This window comes from Candidatus Gullanella endobia (genome assembly GCF_900048035.1).
GTDB classification, from domain to species: domain Bacteria; phylum Pseudomonadota; class Gammaproteobacteria; order Enterobacterales; family Enterobacteriaceae; genus Gullanella; species Gullanella endobia.
Map to the genome: position 1 here is coordinate 115,618 of NZ_LN999832.1, position 18,227 is coordinate 133,844.

Here is an 18,227-nt window from a genome sequence, read left to right on the forward strand (position 1 = left end):
TTATGTTAATACGACAAATCACTATCGGTCTAGTAGCTGGCGAAGCTTCTGGAGATATTCTCGGAGCTGGATTAATACGTGCACTTCGCAGACATTTGCCAAAAGTACACTTTGTCGGTATTGCTGGACCACGTATGCAAGCAGAAGGAATGGAGAGCTGGTATGATATGGAAGAGCTAGCAGTGATGGGCATCATAGAAGTACTCGAACGTTTACCACGATTATTGCGTATTCGTCGTGATTTGACGCGTCGTTTTATTGCGCTAAAACCCGATGTCTTTGTCGGTATCGATGTGCCAGATTTTACGATTACGCTGGAACGCCGCCTGAAGCGGCGTGGTATCCGTACTATTCATTATGTTAGCCCTTCTATCTGGGCATGGCGACAAAATAGAGTATTTAAGATAGGCCGAGCTACAGATAATATATTAGCCTTTTTATCATTCGAAAAATCGTTTTATGACCGCTATAATATTCCCTGTCAGTTCATAGGTCATACTCTAGCGGATTCCATACCTCTCGATCCAGATAAAGCTGCTGCGCGCCAAGCGTTGGGTATTGCTGCTAATACATATTGTTTAGCTTTACTTCCAGGTAGTAGGAAAAGCGAAGTAGCAATGTTGAGCAAAGATTTTTTGCGCACTGCTGAGTTATTATCTAAACGTTTTCCAGGGCTTGAAATTATCATACCATTAGTTAATCAAGCTAGACGGATACAGTTTAAACATATTAAGGAGTCGGTGACACCAGCGTTACCGGTACGGCTTTTGAATAATCAAGCTAGCCAAGCTATGATTGCCGCTGATGCTGCTCTTATCGCTTCCGGTACTGCGTCTCTTGAATGTATGTTAGCAAAGTGTCCTATGGTAGTAGGTTATCGTATGAAACCTTTAACATTTGCACTAGCTCGGCGGTTACTTAAAATACCGTGGGTATCCTTACCCAACTTACTGGCCGGCCGTGAACTTGTTAAGGAGTTATTACAAGAGGCTTGCCAACCAGATATACTAGCAGAAGCTATAGTACCACTACTTAACGATGATGATCATCGCGCGGCATTACTAACTATTTTTCGTCAATTACATCAACAGATTCGCTGTAACGCCGACGAACAGGCAGCGCGTGCAGTTATAGCCTTGATTAATCGTTAAATATTAGCTTTTTAAAATAAAAAATCTATGACAACCTTATTAATCATAAGTAGAAAACTTATAAATATAAAAAGTAGTAATAGATTTATTCTGATGACTGATATTTTATTCGCTGTTGCCATGTCTTAAAAAGCAATAGCAAAGATAAGAGTCTATTATCAAATATAATATCATTTTATCATTACAAAGTAAGCTATGATGTGGAAATTATTCCAGTTACATCTATAGTTTTACGAATATGGTTTTAACTAAACAATAACACTAATTGCCTTTTATTTTAAATAATTGATCATTTATAATACGATAGTGCATCTTTAATAAAGTTTTTCATTAGTCTAAGTTAAATTTTAGAGTTAAAATAAACCTATCACTGTTAGGCAATCAAAATAATCTCAAAAAAACTTTTTAATATATCATATATATGTCAGAACCACGCTTTATTCATCTTCGTGTACATAGTGATTATTCCATGATAGATGGACTAAATAAGATCAGTTTATTAATAAAAAAAACTGTAGCTCTCAACATGCCGGCAATAGCTATTACCGATTTCACTAATTTATGTGGGCTGGTTAAATTTTATGACAGTGCTTGTATTGCTGGTATTAAACCGATTATTGGTGCAGATTTTTTTGTGAAAAGTAATGTGCTTGGCGACGAATTAGCAGAATTGACTATTCTAGCAGCTAATAATATAGGTTATCAACATTTAATCCTACTAATTTCCGATGCCTATAAACGCGGATACGGTTCTTCTGGACCTGTAATTGATCGTAATTGGCTTATTAAACATAATGAAGGGCTAATTTTGCTCTCTGGAGCACGTAAAGGAGATACTGGAAAATCAATAATGCGCAATAATATCTCGCATGTAGAACAGTGTCTGGCATTTTATGAACGTTATTTTCCAGATCGATATTATCTAGAAGTTATCCGAACCGGACGGGTAGATGAAGAAAACTATCTTCATGCTGCGGTTAAGTTAGCAACACGTCGAAATATTCCTATAGTGGCCACTAATGACGTACGCTTTGCTAATTCAAACGATTTCGATGCCCATGAAATTCGAGTGGCAATTCACGATGGTTTTACTCTAGATGACACTAAACGGCCGCGAAATTATAATCCGCAGCAGTATATGCGAAGTGAAGAGGAGATGTGTGACCTATTTGTTGATCTTCCAGAAGCACTAACAAATAGTGTGGAAATCGCCCGACGCTGTAACGTTACTATTCGGCTTAGAGAATATTTTCTACCGCATTTTCCAACCGGAAAAATATCTACTGAAGATTATTTAGTTAAATATGCAAAAAAAGGATTAGAAAAACGGTTAGAATTTCTATTCTGCGATGAAAATCTTCGGAAAGAAAAACGACTTGCTTATGATAAGCGCTTAACTAGTGAATTGCAGATAATAAACCAGATGGGATTTCCAGATTACTTTTTAATTGTTATGGAGTTTATTAAATGGTCTAAGAATAATGGAATTCCAGTTGGACCAGGTCGCGGATCTGGCGCAGGATCGCTTGTAGCCTATGCATTAAATATCACTGATCTTGATCCATTAGCATTTGATCTATTATTTGAACGTTTCTTAAATCCAGAACGTGTATCAATGCCAGACTTCGATATTGATTTCTGCATGGAAAAGCGCGATCTAGTTATTGAGCACGTAACAGAAACCTATGGTCGTGATGCAGTTTCTCAAATTATTACATTTAATACTATGGCAGCTAAAGCAGCGATCCGTGATGTTGGACGAGTGCTTGGATATCCTTATAGCTTTGTAGACCGTATTTCTAAGTTAATTCCTACAGATCATGGTATGACGTTGGAAAAAGCTCTCGTTACTGAACCAAAATTGAAAACTATTTATGATGCTGACGAAGAGGTAAAAACACTAATCGATATGGCACATAAACTTGAAGGAGTCACGCGAAATGCTGGTAAACACGCTGGAGGTGTAGTAATTGCACCAACAAAAATTACCGATTTTTCACCACTTTACTGTGATAATGAAGGTAACTATCCGGTGACCCAATTTGATAAGAATGATATAGAATGCGCTGGTTTAGTTAAATTTGACTTTCTTGGCTTGCGTACCCTAACTATTATCAATTTAGCGCTAAACATGATTAACACTAAACGAATACATCAAGGTTTGAAAGTTATTGATATAACTACTATTCCACTGAATGACAAAAAAAGTTTTGATATGCTTCAACGATCTGAAACTACTGCTGTATTCCAATTAGAATCACGCGGCATGAAGGATTTGATAAAGCGTCTGCAACCAGATTGTTTCGAAGATATGATTGCTCTAGTAGCTCTATTTCGACCTGGGCCGTTGCAATCAGGCATGGTTGATAATTTTATCGACCGAAAACATGGGCGTGAAGCCATCTCTTATCCCGATATTGAGTGGCAACACGCATCGCTAAAAACTGTATTAGAACCAACTTATGGTATTATTCTATATCAAGAACAGGTCATGCAGATAGCTCAAGTATTAGCAGGATACACCCTTGGTGGTGCAGATATTCTTCGTCGTGCAATGGGAAAGAAAAATTTGGAAGAGATGGTTAAACAACGTTCAGTATTTAAATTAGGCGCAGAAAATATCGGTATCGACGGTGAACTATCAATGAAGATCTTTGATCTAGTAGAGAAATTCGCTGGATATGGCTTTAATAAATCTCACTCTGCCGCCTATGCGTTGGTATCGTATCAAACTTTATGGCTAAAGAGCCATTATCCTGCTGAGTTCATGGCAGCAGTGATGACTGCTGATATGGATAATACTGAAAAAATTGTAGGATTAGTTGATGAATCTATACGTATGGGCTTAAAGGTATTACCGCCGGATATCAACACTAGTCAGTACCATTTTCATGTTAATTCAAATGGTGAAATAGTTTACGGTATTGGAGCTATTAAAGGAGTTGGAGCAGGGCCTATCGAAGCAATTATAGAGTCTCGTAATCAGAAAGGACACTTTCGTGAATTATTCGATCTATGCGCGCGCACTGATATAAAAAAACTTAATCGCCGTGTACTGGAAAAACTAATTATGTCCGGTGCTTTCGATAATATTGGACCACATCGTGCTGCGATGATGAATAGTCTTAGTGATGCACTTAAGAGTGCTAATCAACAAGATAAAGCTAAGATTGCTCGTCAAGGTGATATGTTTGGTGTATTAGCAAAAGAACGGGAAACTGTTGACGTTTCCTATAGTACTATAACGCCCTGGTCTAATCAGGTAATACTAGATGGTGAGCGAGAAACTCTTGGTTTTTACTTTACTGATCACCCAATTACTCAGTATTTGCGCGAAGTTGAACACTATGCAAACAGAGTTCACTTGAACGATATACACTCTACAGAGTGCGGTAAGATAGTGACTGTAGTTGGACTAGTATTATCAGCTCGAGTGATAGTTACTAAGCGAGGTCATCGTATCGGAATTTGCAAACTAGATGATCGTTCCGGTCGTCTTGATGTAATGTTATTTACGGATACGTTGGAAAAATACCAGTATCTTTTGGAAAAAGATCGTATTCTCATCGTTAAAGGACAGATTAATTTTGATAATTTTAACAGTAGTCTAAATATGATTGCTCGTGAATTGATGGATATTAATGATGCACGTGAAAAATATGCGCGCAGTCTTGCTATCTCATTGAGAGATAATCAAATCGATGATAAATTTATTAAGCGTCTCCGTTTATTGTTAGAACCGTATCGATCTGGATCGATACCAATATATCTTTATTACCAACGTCAAGATGCGCGTGCACGACTGCGATTTGGCGAAACTTGGAAAGTAACGCCAACTAATCGTTTATTGAATGACTTGAGAACACTTATTGGAAATGAAAAGGTAGAATTAGAATTTGATTGATATAGGAGTACTATAAATTTGAATTTTCTTGATTTTGAGAAACCGATTGCAGATCTGGAAGCGAAAATTGATTCACTAACTACAATTAGTTGTCAAGATGAAAGATTTGATATTAATCTAGATAAAGAAGTACGGTGCTTGCGTGAAAAAAGCTTAGAACTAACAGAAAAAATATTCTCTAACTTAGGGGCATGGCAAATCGCTAAACTAGCACGGCATCCAATGCGTCCATATATGCTAGATTATGTTCGCTATATTTTTACTGATTTTGACGAACTGGCAGGTGATCGTGCCTATGCTGATGATAAAGCTATCATCGGTGGTATCGCGCGTCTAGATTCACGACCACTTATGGTTATTGGCCATCAAAAAGGACGTGAAACCAAAGAGAAAATACGCCGTAACTTCGGTATGCCAGCACCAGAAGGTTATCGCAAGGCGCTGAGACTAATGGAGATGGCAGATCGTTTCAATCTACCACTACTTACATTCATTGATACACCAGGTGCTTATCCAGGAGTTGGCGCTGAAGAGCGTGGTCAAGCAGAAGCTATTGCAAAGAATTTACGTGAAATGTCAGGTTTACGTGTACCGGTGATTTGCACTGTAATTGGCGAGGGTGGCTCTGGTGGAGCATTAGCGATTGGTGTAGGCGATAAAATCAATATGCTACAATATAGCACTTATTCAGTAATCTCACCTGAAGGTTGCGCGTCTATTTTATGGAAAAATGTAGATAAAGCCCCTATTGCCGCTGAAGCGATGGGTATTATTGCTTCACGTTTAAAAGAACTAGAGCTTATTGATACTATCATACCTGAACCATTAGGTGGCGCCCATCGCGACGTACCAATGATTGCTGCCTCACTAAAAGCACAACTGCTCAATGATTTATCTGAGCTTGATAACTTAAATAAAAAAGAATTGCTGAACCGTCGATATCACCGTCTAATGAATTATGGCTATTGCTAAATAATTAGCACTATTACATATAATAATCAGAGAATTTAGTATTATTTAGCCACTTCTTGTTCTTTTACCTGTTGGATACTTTGTTATTTTTAGGTCTAAATCTAAGATATATTAGATAATTTCAAGTTATAATATTAAAAATTTTTCGTAAAACTGAAAAATAAAAATAATCTTTCTTTTCAATACAGTATTTTAAGTGAAAAAGCTAAAAGATCTATTAATTTCTATGTTTTAATTAAAGACCAGGTAAAAAATGTTGTTTTATCTTATCAATATCAATCAATAATACTTCTATTCCTAATAAAATTAGGAAAATATGGATACTTTCACTGAAAGTAAACATTTTCTAATAAAAACTATTATAAGCTATTAATGTAGTTACTAATAATAAAAAATTTTATACTGATTTATCTGATAAAAAGACAAAACATCTATGATATTATTGATACTACTCTAAAAAATTTAAATTTTAGTAGTGAAAGTTTTATAGAAAAGTGGCGGTTATTTAGTAGATAGGTTATCCGTTGTGTATATAGTAATTATCAGTTTGATCTATAAATATTTTTATTAAAACTTTGATTTTATGCTATGTAATAATTTTTATTATAACTATTATAATTAAATAATATTAAAAATAAAATATTAATAAAGTTATTTTATATATAAATAATCTTAAGATTTTAACTGTTTTTATAGATATTCTAACAAACTTTAGTAAAATATATTAACTTAAATTAAAACACATGAATGCTTGATTAAGCATATATAATATATAATTACCTTAAAAAATTTATGATGCTATAATTTTATTAAAATAATAATATCAATAGTTTATATTAAAAAAAAAGGAAGCTATTTATCTAACATTCATTACACTATGATATATATTCCTAATAAGATATATACTTTTACGTTAAACGCTAGAAGATTTTTTTTCTAAAATTTAATAAATTTGAATTATTGAAGACATAGTTTCCTACCTGATAGGCAGAATTAGATATATCGGAAATAATTATTGCAATAATAACATCGGATATATTTATCTTAATCTTATTAAAGTAATCATCTTTAAGTTAGCATAAAAAATCCGTGAATATAGCAATAGATACAATTTTGATCTTATTTTTTAAATTTCTCTACAAGTAAATATCATAGTAGAGAAAGCTAGATGTTATAATCTACTATTTCTATTTAATATCTATGTTAATAGAAATTGATAAAAATAAAGCAATAATATTATTGTACGTTTTGAAAAAATTTTCTGCGTATAAAATTAATTTATTAATGCATAATATACTTGATAAACTTATATAAAATATTTCAATTTCTATTTTTATATTCACATATAAAACTTAGTAAAATATTTATTAATTATCTTGATTCGATTAAATTAAAATTAATTTTTTGATAAAATTATATGAAATTTAATATCGTTGAGCGAGTAAAAGCGATGCGTCGTCACGTCTCTACTCGTGTTTCACCTTATCGTGCTCTGTTGCTTGCATTAAGTGGCGGTATGGATTCTATGGTATTGCTAGATATTCTCTCTGTACTATACGAAGACAATAATCTTAACAATAGTGATAGAAAACCAATTTTAAGGGCAATTTACGTCCATCACGCCTTGAGTCGATATGCAGATGAGTGGGCTTCGCATTGTAAGAAGGAATGTCTTCGACGCGGAATTGCTTTTACTATAAAGCATGCAGCTGTCAATATAACATCAAATGGTATTGAAGCTGCAGCACGCAGTGTGCGTTATCAAGCACTTGAAAAAGCATTATCATATAATGAAGTTTTGCTTACTGCACACCATCAGAACGATCAAGCAGAAACATTATTACTAGCACTGAAACGCGGTAGTGGTCCGGCTGGTTTATCGGCTATGGCAGCTGACTTATCGTATTTAGGACATCGTCTAGTTCGGCCATTGCTAGATTTTAATCGAGAAGAGTTAGAGTTATATGCTAAAACGCAACATCTTCACTGGATTGAAGATGATAGTAATACTGATTTGCGTTTTGATCGCAATTTTTTACGTCTATGTATTTTGCCACCTTTATGTCAACGTTGGCCAAAATTTATCAAAACCGTAGCACGCAGCGCGCAACTTTGTGCTGAACAAGAACAGCTTATTGATAAGCTATTAGAGGAAACACTAGCTAGTATCATTGCACCAGATGGATCATTACGATTAACGACATTAAAGACGATGAACGAAAATAAGCGATCGGCTTTATTGCGTCGTTGGCTAGCTAATCTTGGTGTAAAGATGCCAAAACGGGTACAACTGATACACTTATGGAAAGAAGTAGCACTAAGCCGACGTGATGCTATTGCACAATTTAATCTTGATAACCGGCTTATTATGCGTTTTCGAGATTGCCTTTACGTTGTGTCACGTTTACCTTCATTTAAAGATAAGCAAATTTACTTTCCTTGGCCAAAAGAAAGTGAATACTTAGCATTACCTAGTGGGCTTGGAAAGTTATACCGACGTCAATTTGACCTCAGTAGTTTATTACCGGAAAAATCATGCATTTCGGTAATAAAAGGAGAGTTACAAAAAAATAATACAAGTTTTTTCTCATCTATTGATCATGTTATTAATATTAATATTGAGATTAACAATAACCATTATAATATTATTAATTGTAACAACAGTACAGCTTTTAAGCTCACTGTTGTAAGAGCGCCTTCATCTGATGAACAAGTCTCAGTGCGTTTTTGTCCCGTTCATGGTCTATTATATATTGTAGGACGGAGTCGCGGTCGAAAATTGAAAAAAATCTGGCAAGAGCTAAATATTCCACCATGGCGTCGAAAATATACTCCGCTGTTATTTTATAATGATAAACTTATTGCAGCACTTGGAGTTTTCGTGACTTTAGAAGGCAAAGTTCGTGAAAATTATACTCAATGGCATCTTTTTTTGACATCAGAACAGTAATTACATGACAGCTATCTTAATAGAATAATATTACTTAGTGTAATATTATTTAAATAAAGAAATGTTTAATAATCTAATCTTGTTAGTAATCTAATTAAACTAGATTTATTTATCAAAACCTAATTAATCTATTAGCAGATATTCAGAAATAATTTTTATAATATTTCATGTGCTACGTCGATTACTATTTTCATATTATATTTAGTAATATTTACTACCTAATGCTACACATAAATAATTTTGATATTATTGTAATTATTAAAATAATAAGCTTATATTATTTCTTTATGCTTACAATAGTTTGTCTATATTTGTATAATGGACACATACTATTTATTCCTTAGTATTAATAATTAAAAAACTTAACGCGATAACACTTTTAATATAGTATGTTATTGTATTTATAATGTAAAATTTACAAACAGTACTGATTTTTGTTATATCAATTAAGCAATTTGATATTTTTCTGTTTCTATTAACGTATAGTATTTTCTATTTGACGGAAAATTTAGTAAAAATATTAAAATAATAATAGCATTATTATTTTGATTTTAGATTATTTTTAGTATTACCATTCCTTTAAAAGGATATGATCTGATTTTATTTCGTAATTTTAACTTTAATAGAAAAAGTAACTAATATAAAACTATTAATATAATTTAGTGAATATTAGCTATTATTTATGGTTTTGTATCGAATATATTTTTTAGTAATCAAAACTATATTATGATAACCGTATATTTTAATGGATATACTGATATATTCTATAAAAGTTCGATTAAATTTAAATTAAAATATTTATTAACTTCACTTAATATTATTAAGTGATATTTATTTTTTAATAAAAATTTTATGTGTTTATATAGAATATATATATTTCTATTTTAGAAAATATAGAATAATAAATATATTATCAATACTTAAAATTTAAGCTAAAAATTAATTCATAATTAATTCATAATTAATTCATATTTAATATGAAATAAATAAACAATTTTTAACATCTTAGTTATCTGTTTATTAAAAAATTTAAATTAAAATATAATATTGATATATTAATATAATTCCCTTCTCAGGGAAAGAATTAAAAATTAATTTTATATATTTTTTTGATCTCTTATAATCAAAAAATTAAATTAGAATATAAATTTATTGGTTTTTATTATTTAAATATAGTACTATCACTATCAATATTTCTCAAATTTTAATAATAGAAATTAGGAATAATGAATATAATTTTCACTAATATTTCATCAATATATCATTACAATTATTAATAGTAGTTCTAGTTAAATCTTACAATTATTATATATAATATATTAAAACTAAAAACTAAAAATTCATATTTTTAGTTTTTAGTTTTAATAAATAGTTACTTTTATTAAGAAAAATGTACAATTTGTAAAGAAATATTTATTTAAAATAAATAAATATGGAAACAAAATAGTTAAGAGATCTAAATAAAAACAAAATGATAATTTTAATTTTTAGCATTGAAAATTTTATTTATTAGTTTATATCTAATTTATATTGATGAAAATATAAATTATTAGATTCTAATACTAGAAAGTACGATATTTCTATATTTAGAAATATGCTCAGAGATTTTTTCTAATTATATATTAACGATATTTAATTTATAGAATTAATTTCTCATATAAAATTATGTATTTGTTATAAATACAAGTTAAATAGCTACTATTTTATAGTAGTAAAATTATTAGATAATAGATGATAGAATTATATGTTAAAAATTAATTATGATCTGTTAACTAAAGTAAAGATATTAATTTTATAAAATTTTCATATTTATAAATGTAATTTACCTTATCTAAACTTATAATAAATTATAATTTTCAGTAATATAGTACATTACAAATATTAAAAAATAATATATTAAAAAAAGTATAATATCTTTTGTATTAAAGATCTATTCTGAAAAAACTATTGTAAATATTATAAAATAAAGATCTTTAACTCATATTAAACATAATTATAACTTATTAATATTTTCCTTATTTTTATAATGTAAAATATTTTAAAAGCATATTAAATAGAGTATATTTCTCGGTATCTTGTTCTTTTAAAAATACATTATTAATAATAATATTTTTATATTTTAGAAATAATTTTATCGATTTATCATGTTGATTAAAATAAATCATTTATTAGTAACCTTCAATATTTATAATTACAAAGATAATAAAAGCTATTAAAGATTTTGATTTTATCCTATAAACTAATGTTCAATAAGATTGAATGTATTTTTAATAAATACTGATGAATAATGACTTTCTACTAAATATACTATCCTGATATCTAGATGTTATCTCAATTTTTTAAAAAATACAGGAAGAAACATATCTAATTTATCTTAAATTTTTGTCATTTCAGTTGTGGTGAAATACAACAGTAATATTATTCTTCTTTTATTGGAAATAAAATTTTTAAAGATTTTACTAGAACAGAAATTTGATTTTTATAAAAACATCTAAATCATCTTTATATGGCAAAACTTACTACAAGATTATTTTAATAGAAACTATAAATAGATCTTTTTTTAATAAGAATCTTATTTATACTAAATCCTGACTATCTGATTCAAATTAGAAACATTATATTCATATAACTGACTAATAATAGTTTAGGTTTTTATATTAAACTATTAAATTATAATATATTATCTATAATATATAGAGTAACATATAGGAATATTCAATGCAAATTTTACTTTTTTTCTATAATTTTATTTGCTAAATAATCAACAATGGCGTTTAATTTAATCATCTTTTTCTCACCGCTACGCCGATTTTTCTCTTCGATCTCTTCTTTATTTAGATTGCGATCACTTATTATTAATTGATGCGGTATACCGATGAGATCCATATCAGAAAACATAATACCTGAACGTTCTCTTCTGTCATCAAATAAAACGTCAATGCCACGTTCTTGTAACTGGTGATAGAGATTTTCTGATATCTCCTTTACCCGTAAGGATTTATGCATATTTATAGGCAAAATTACTGCATTAAAAGGTGCTATAGACTCGGGCCATAAAATACCTCTCTTATCATGGTTTTGTTCAATAACAGCTGCTACTATGCGAGTAATACCAATCCCATAACAACCCATCATCAGAGTTTTATTATGACCATCTTCTCCTTGAACAGTAGCTTTCATCATTTCTGAATATTTAGTACCTAACTGAAAAATATGACCAACTTCAATACCATGCTTTATGTGTAGTATACCATTACCGTCTGGACTAATATCACCATTAACAACCTTACGAAGGTCAGCTATCTGCGGAAGAGGCAAATCTCGATCCCAATTAATTCCAAAAAAATGTTTTCCTTCGGAATTAGAACCAGCAACAAAATCACTCATCACTCCTACGCTGCGATCAATAATTAATGGAAATGGCAAATTGATAGGTCCAAGCGAATTGGGACTAACGCCTACTGAAAAGAGAATTTCTTCTTCGCTAGCAAATGTTAGTGGGGTAGAAACCTGTGGCAACTTTTCAGCTTTTAGGTAATTAAGTTGATGATCACCGCGAATTATCAGGGCTATCAAAGGATATCCAGTATTTTCGTTTGCATACACTAGAAATGTCTTAACAATTTTTTCTATAGGGAGAGAAAATTGTGCTGTTAGTTCAGCAATAGTAAAAATATTAGAAGTATCGACAAGTCGTATATCTTCACTTGGTATAGCACGTGAAGTTTCCGATGATATCGCTTCAGCTAGTTCAATATTAGCAGCGTAATCAGATACTGTTGATAAAACAATATCATCTTCACCGCTACTGGCTAGTACTTGAAATTCATGTGATGCACTACCACCAATAGAGCCATTATCTGCTTGAACTACATGAAATTCTAGTTCCATACGAGTAAAAATAGTACTATAAGCCCGATACATAGTATCATAGGTTTCTTGTAACGAAGTTTGGTTAGTATGGAAAGAATAACCGTCTTTCATAACAAATTCTCGCGAACGAATAACACCGAAACGTGGACGTATTTCATCACGGAATTTAGTTTGGATTTGATAGATATTTAGAGGTAGTTTTTTATAGGACGTAACTTCATTTCGAATAAGGTCAGTTATTACCTCTTCATGCGTTGGACCTAAAACAAATAGTCGTTCGCTTCGATCGGTAAATAATAGTAGCTCCGGACCATATTGTGCACAGCGTCCACTTTCTTTCCATAGATTCGCTGGTTGTACTATCGGCATTGACACTTCAATAGCACCAACATTATTCATCTCTTCACGCACGATATTTTCTATTCTATGCAATACACGTAAACCGGTTGGTAGCCAATTGTAAAGACCGGATGCTAACTTACGAATCATTCCAGCTCGCAGCATTAACTGATGACTAATTATTTCCGCATCAGTAGGGATTTCTTTGAGGGTTGAGAGTAAATATTGGCTAGTACGCATATTAGTTAAGTTCCATAAAAGTGATTAGTATCGATACTCCTTTAGAAAGAAATCAAAAAATATTAAAATACTATACTCTATCAGTACTTGTCTATAGCAAAAACGATAGGATATTTGCTATGCTATCTTGAAAATACTGTCAATATTTAGCTTATTTTTGATCTTTTTAAGTCATCGACATTACGTTTAGTATTTAATATAAAATATCAATTATTTTAATTATAACTTAAGATTAGATACTACTACGCTAGTAGATATCAAAATTCAGTAATTTTAAATTATTATTTCAACGCTAATATCAATTAATATTGATAAGTAGTTTAGCGATATAGTCTATGCTTTTAAAGAGAAAAAATAATCTATATAATCTATATATAGTCGTCTAATGATATTTTATAATAAAGAACAGAAAAATATATGAAATTCATAAGATCTAAATCGATTCTGCTATTATTATAAGATAATAGTACATAAAAATAATTAATACTACATAAAATTAATCCCTAATTGATTTAGAAAAATTTTATTAATGATAAGATTAAAGTATGCTTAATAATAGATAATTTTAATAATTAGTAATTAACTATTTTGTGTTGATATTTTTTATATTAATTAATAAAAAATAACTAGTTTTACATCTAGGTTATTATATCCAACATTTTTCTAGAATTTTATATTGAAAAGATATCCCTTATTAATACTAAATTATTTAGATAGTAGTTTTGATACTCTGTCACATAAAGATTTTATAAGGTCTTATCAGTATTATTGTTAATGAACATTAATAGATATAAGACAAACACTACTGAATTTTATTAGATATATATAAAATACCGAAAATACTGTTCTTAATAATAGTATTGTATAATTAATATAGTTTTATTATATGCTAATGTATTTTTATCTTGTCAGATTTTATAAGTCTAATAACAAATACTATTAATATATTATTGTAATAAATATTACAATCCTAATGTAAATTAGTCCCGCATAATTTTTTATATCAGTACTTTATTAAAGATTTAAAAAATAATTTATCGCTGATCTTTTATAATATTTTAATTAACTTGAATAGGTTCCAAAAATGCTTTTTAAGCAGATAGCTAATAAAAATAGCAATACTTATTATTAACGATAAAATTATGCTATTAAAATTGATTGAATCATTAAAATAATACGAGCAAATAGTTTACTAAAACTAGAATAATAATAAACAATATTAAATAAAATACTTTTATTAACTTTGATATTGAACTACGAAGTTTAGTATCATTGATAATATAATCAGGTTAATTAATACAAAGTAATATACTAATACATAAGTTAATAACAAAAATAAAATATGATATAAATATCGTGATCAAAGTTAATTATACTTTTCAATAAAATATTAGAATTATTTTATAAGATATTAATAAACCATTTTTACTTTTATCTGATATTTCTTAATATAGGTACTAATTAAAGTAATATATAATGTATTTTATTTTTTTTATTTTGATATAAACAAAATATGAAGATTTTCGATAGTAATCTTTATAGATCAAAAAAATATTTTATTTTTGTTATTTTATTTTTAATAAAAAATTCCTTGATAAGGATTAGGATTCAATCACTATTTTATCTTATAATATTTGTTATATTAGTAATAAATAATACATTTAAAGGAAAATATTTTTGGATATTTCAATAATATAAAATATAATAGATTGTATTATATTTAAAATATGCCGTTAGCTACTATTCTATAATAGTAATTTAGAGTTTTTAGCTAATGTATTATTCAATACGATTTATTTTGGGCGCTATAAGATTTTTTAGTTAATTATCTACTTTAACCTTTAGTTATATCAATTTTAATAATTCAATAATCTGATGGGTAATATAGCTTCAATTACATTGTTGAGTTTTAATAACAATATAATATTACTCTACCATTTTCGAAGAAAATAAATTTGAATATTGTAGTTGAATATAAATTCAATAGCAAATATTGATCTCTGATCAGCTAAATTCGAAAAAATTAGTATTATTAATAACTATTGTTAATAGATATGGGTTACTACAGTAGATTACTACAGTAACTTATTTTTCATAAATAAGATATATTAATGATATTGAAAATCTAATCGACATAGCTGAAGAACAAATAAAAAGTTAATATAGATTTCATTAATTGTCTATATGCCCATCTTAAAATTTAATTAATGTAATATCATTATTATATTTACATAAATTTTATATTTTATATATACATTAGAACCTAATATAAATCAATATTGAAATAAATATATTTCAATCTTATGAGATTTCTTATTGTTAAAATATAAAAATATAGATAATTAATAATTATTGGTTTTTATAGCATAGTTTTATGTAATTTCTATATCATAGAAGCCTTATAATAACTAAGAAAAAATTAAAATTTTCTATGAAAATAATTACTCATCAATCTAAACTAGCTTCTAATTATTTAGAAACAGATAATAAATCTATCTAATTCTATTAGATAGATTTATTATCAACAGATCGTACTGTTAATTTAAATGATATCTATTTTATTTTATTATTTATAGATTTTAGTTAAAATCTTATCTCGGAATACAACTAGCAAAAACTAAAAAAAGATATTACTAAATGTGAAGCGAAACTTGTATATCAAAATATTTATTTCTACATGAGAAGCACTAAAATGGTCAATACATTACCAACTCAGATTGTAAAGATTAACATATAAATATTAGCAAAAGTGAAAATGCTAATTTCGAAAGATAGCTCGTTAATAGATTTGTTGTTAATAGTTTTTTGTATTTCAAGCTGACGTTAAACAACGTTAAAAAGATATATAATTAATATTAATTAGTTACTTAAAAATAAAAATATTTCCTTGCTATTTCAGAGAAATTCTCTATAATAATTTCTATTATCATTTATACTATTTCTATAGTAAATTCAAAGATGATTGATATAGATATAGATAAATAAAAATCGATCAAATTAACTTGTATTAGTTTGATTTATATAATATTTCTATGGTGCGGTAGTTCAGTCGGTTAGAATATCGGCCTGTCACGCCGGGGGTCGCGGGTTCGAATCCCGTCCGCACCGCCACTTTAGTTAAATTTTTCACTAATATTTAAATATTTATTTTTATTATTTTTTATTATAAAAATAATAAAAAAATTAACTATGTTTACTATCTCAAGGAATAATAAACAAGCTTATATAATATACTTTATAACTTATTGAATCTCTTATTAATTAAGAGCTTATAATAATGCAATTTTGAGAGGTAGTTAAAAATAAAAACAACAGAGAATTGAATTTAATCTTTTAATAAAGAAGTAAAAAACTCAATAATGTAAGCAGTATAATACTTTTAAATAAAAGAGCAATATTAGCCATCAATTATAAAAAGAACTTATTAAAACTCTAGAACTGATTCTGCTAAAAGAAGTGCAAGCTGCTCTTGAATTAGTTTAATTAGCTATTATATTTTTAGCATTTAATAGCTAATTAAAGATTCATCTTTTTTATAATACTTATCTAAATAATAACTTTATCTGTGACTTAATTCTATATTACTACCTCATACGTGAAAGCAGACTGCTATTAAGAACTTATTATTATATACAAAATAATAAGAAGAGATAAATGCTTATAAAACTTTAGTGCGAATCAATGTAGCTTCATGCTATGATCTTTTTAATCAAATTTAAGTTTAATCTCTTCGAGATTACTCTATGCTAGAGCAAAAATATCAATACAGATCTATAATCTATAGTTTTCCTTTCAAAAAAAAGACAGTGATATTTTAAAGTTTAAGCATAAAGATCATAATTTTTAAAAAAATTTCTTTTCTTTCTTAATATAGAAAAAATATGCCATTCCTCGCCTGGAGGTGGATAAAGATTTAATGTATTTTTCAAAGTAATATCATGACAGCGAAAAAAAAGATTAATTTTTCGTTCTAAACTTAGTTTTGTTGGTAGGCTAGATTTATTTTTTAACCGTAACTTTTTAATTTTATTTTTGTAAGCAATAATAAAACTATCTTGTGGTAATAGAGAAGTAGCAAAGTTTAAATTACTCAAAGTATATTCATGGGCAGGACAGATAATAGTATTAGATGGAAATTGATTAATCTTCTGAAAAGATTTATACATTTGTTCAGGTGTACCCTCAAATAGGCGGCCACAACCTGCGGAAAAAACTGTGTCTCCACAAAAAAACCAAGGTGCGCTATAAAATCCAATATGTCCAAGTGTATGACCAGGTAATGTTATTATACTGAAGTAGTAATTAAGCAATATTAGACTATCGTTTTCACTAACTATATGTGTTGCTCCTTTTGAACGAGTTTCTTCTGGACCATAGATTGGTATTTGGAAATTTTGTAATAATCTAGCAACTCCATCTACATGATCTTGATGATGGTGAGTTAATAAAATAGCGACAGGTGTCAATTGGTAGTCGGTTAGTACCTTTAAAACCGGTGCTGCTTCACTTGGATCGACTATCAAACATTGCCTATTTTTATTGTATAAAATCCAAATATAATTATCTACTAATGCAGGAATACTAATAAGATACATTTATTAAATTAATTATCTTTCTATGAAATTTAGAAAACAGATTAACATAAAATTAATAAAAAATAAAAACGGTTACTAAAGAGTTGATTTCATAAAATAATATTTCTTATAACGATTATTATCGTTAGACGCTAAAGCAAAACTTGAAAGTCTGATAGCAAAACTATTTAGTTTTTATCTGCTTAAAAATTAATACGTTGAAT

The 18,227-nt window shown here is 28.7% G+C and carries 6 protein-coding genes and 1 tRNA gene; 5 read left to right on the forward strand and 2 right to left on the reverse strand.

Going from position 1 to position 18,227, the window contains the following annotated elements:
• Window positions 1-2: 2 nt before the first annotated feature.
• The 4 genes from lpxB to tilS all read left to right on the forward strand — a co-directional run bounded on the left by lpxB (window position 3) and on the right by tilS (window position 8,977).
• Entirely contained in the window at window positions 3-1,151 is a 1,149-nt protein-coding gene (gene lpxB, locus FVIR_RS00330) for a lipid-A-disaccharide synthase (RefSeq protein WP_067497463.1), read from the forward strand.
• Window positions 1,152-1,572: 421 nt separating this feature from the next.
• Complete coding sequence (dnaE, locus tag FVIR_RS00335) at window positions 1,573-5,055, forward strand: DNA polymerase III subunit alpha (protein WP_067497466.1); 3,483 nt, start codon at window positions 1,573-1,575, stop codon at window positions 5,053-5,055.
• A 12-nt stretch (window positions 5,056-5,067) separates the two neighbouring features.
• A complete protein-coding gene (accA, locus tag FVIR_RS00340; RefSeq protein ID WP_067497469.1) occupies window positions 5,068-6,027 on the forward strand; it encodes an acetyl-CoA carboxylase carboxyl transferase subunit alpha in 960 nt (319 codons plus the stop codon).
• A gap of 1,417 nt (window positions 6,028-7,444) precedes the next feature.
• The gene (gene tilS / locus FVIR_RS00345) at window positions 7,445-8,977 is read left to right on the forward strand and encodes a tRNA lysidine(34) synthetase TilS (protein WP_067497472.1); all 1,533 of its coding nucleotides are present in this window, start codon (window positions 7,445-7,447) and stop codon (window positions 8,975-8,977) included.
• Between the two features lie 2,727 nt (window positions 8,978-11,704).
• Here the strand turns inward: tilS and FVIR_RS00350 are convergent.
• Window positions 11,705-13,429 (reverse strand): proline--tRNA ligase, encoded by a 1,725-nt coding sequence (locus FVIR_RS00350; protein ID WP_067497475.1) that lies wholly within the window; start codon window positions 13,427-13,429, stop codon window positions 11,705-11,707.
• A 3,034-nt stretch (window positions 13,430-16,463) separates the two neighbouring features.
• On the opposite strand from FVIR_RS00350, the gene FVIR_RS00355 reads away from it, so the two are divergent.
• A tRNA-Asp gene (locus FVIR_RS00355) sits at window positions 16,464-16,540 on the forward strand.
• A gap of 710 nt (window positions 16,541-17,250) precedes the next feature.
• On the opposite strand, the gene gloB is transcribed toward FVIR_RS00355, so the two are convergent.
• Entirely contained in the window at window positions 17,251-18,024 is a 774-nt protein-coding gene (gene gloB, locus FVIR_RS00360) for a hydroxyacylglutathione hydrolase (protein WP_067497478.1), read from the reverse strand.
• Between the last annotated feature and the right edge of the window lie 203 nt (window positions 18,025-18,227).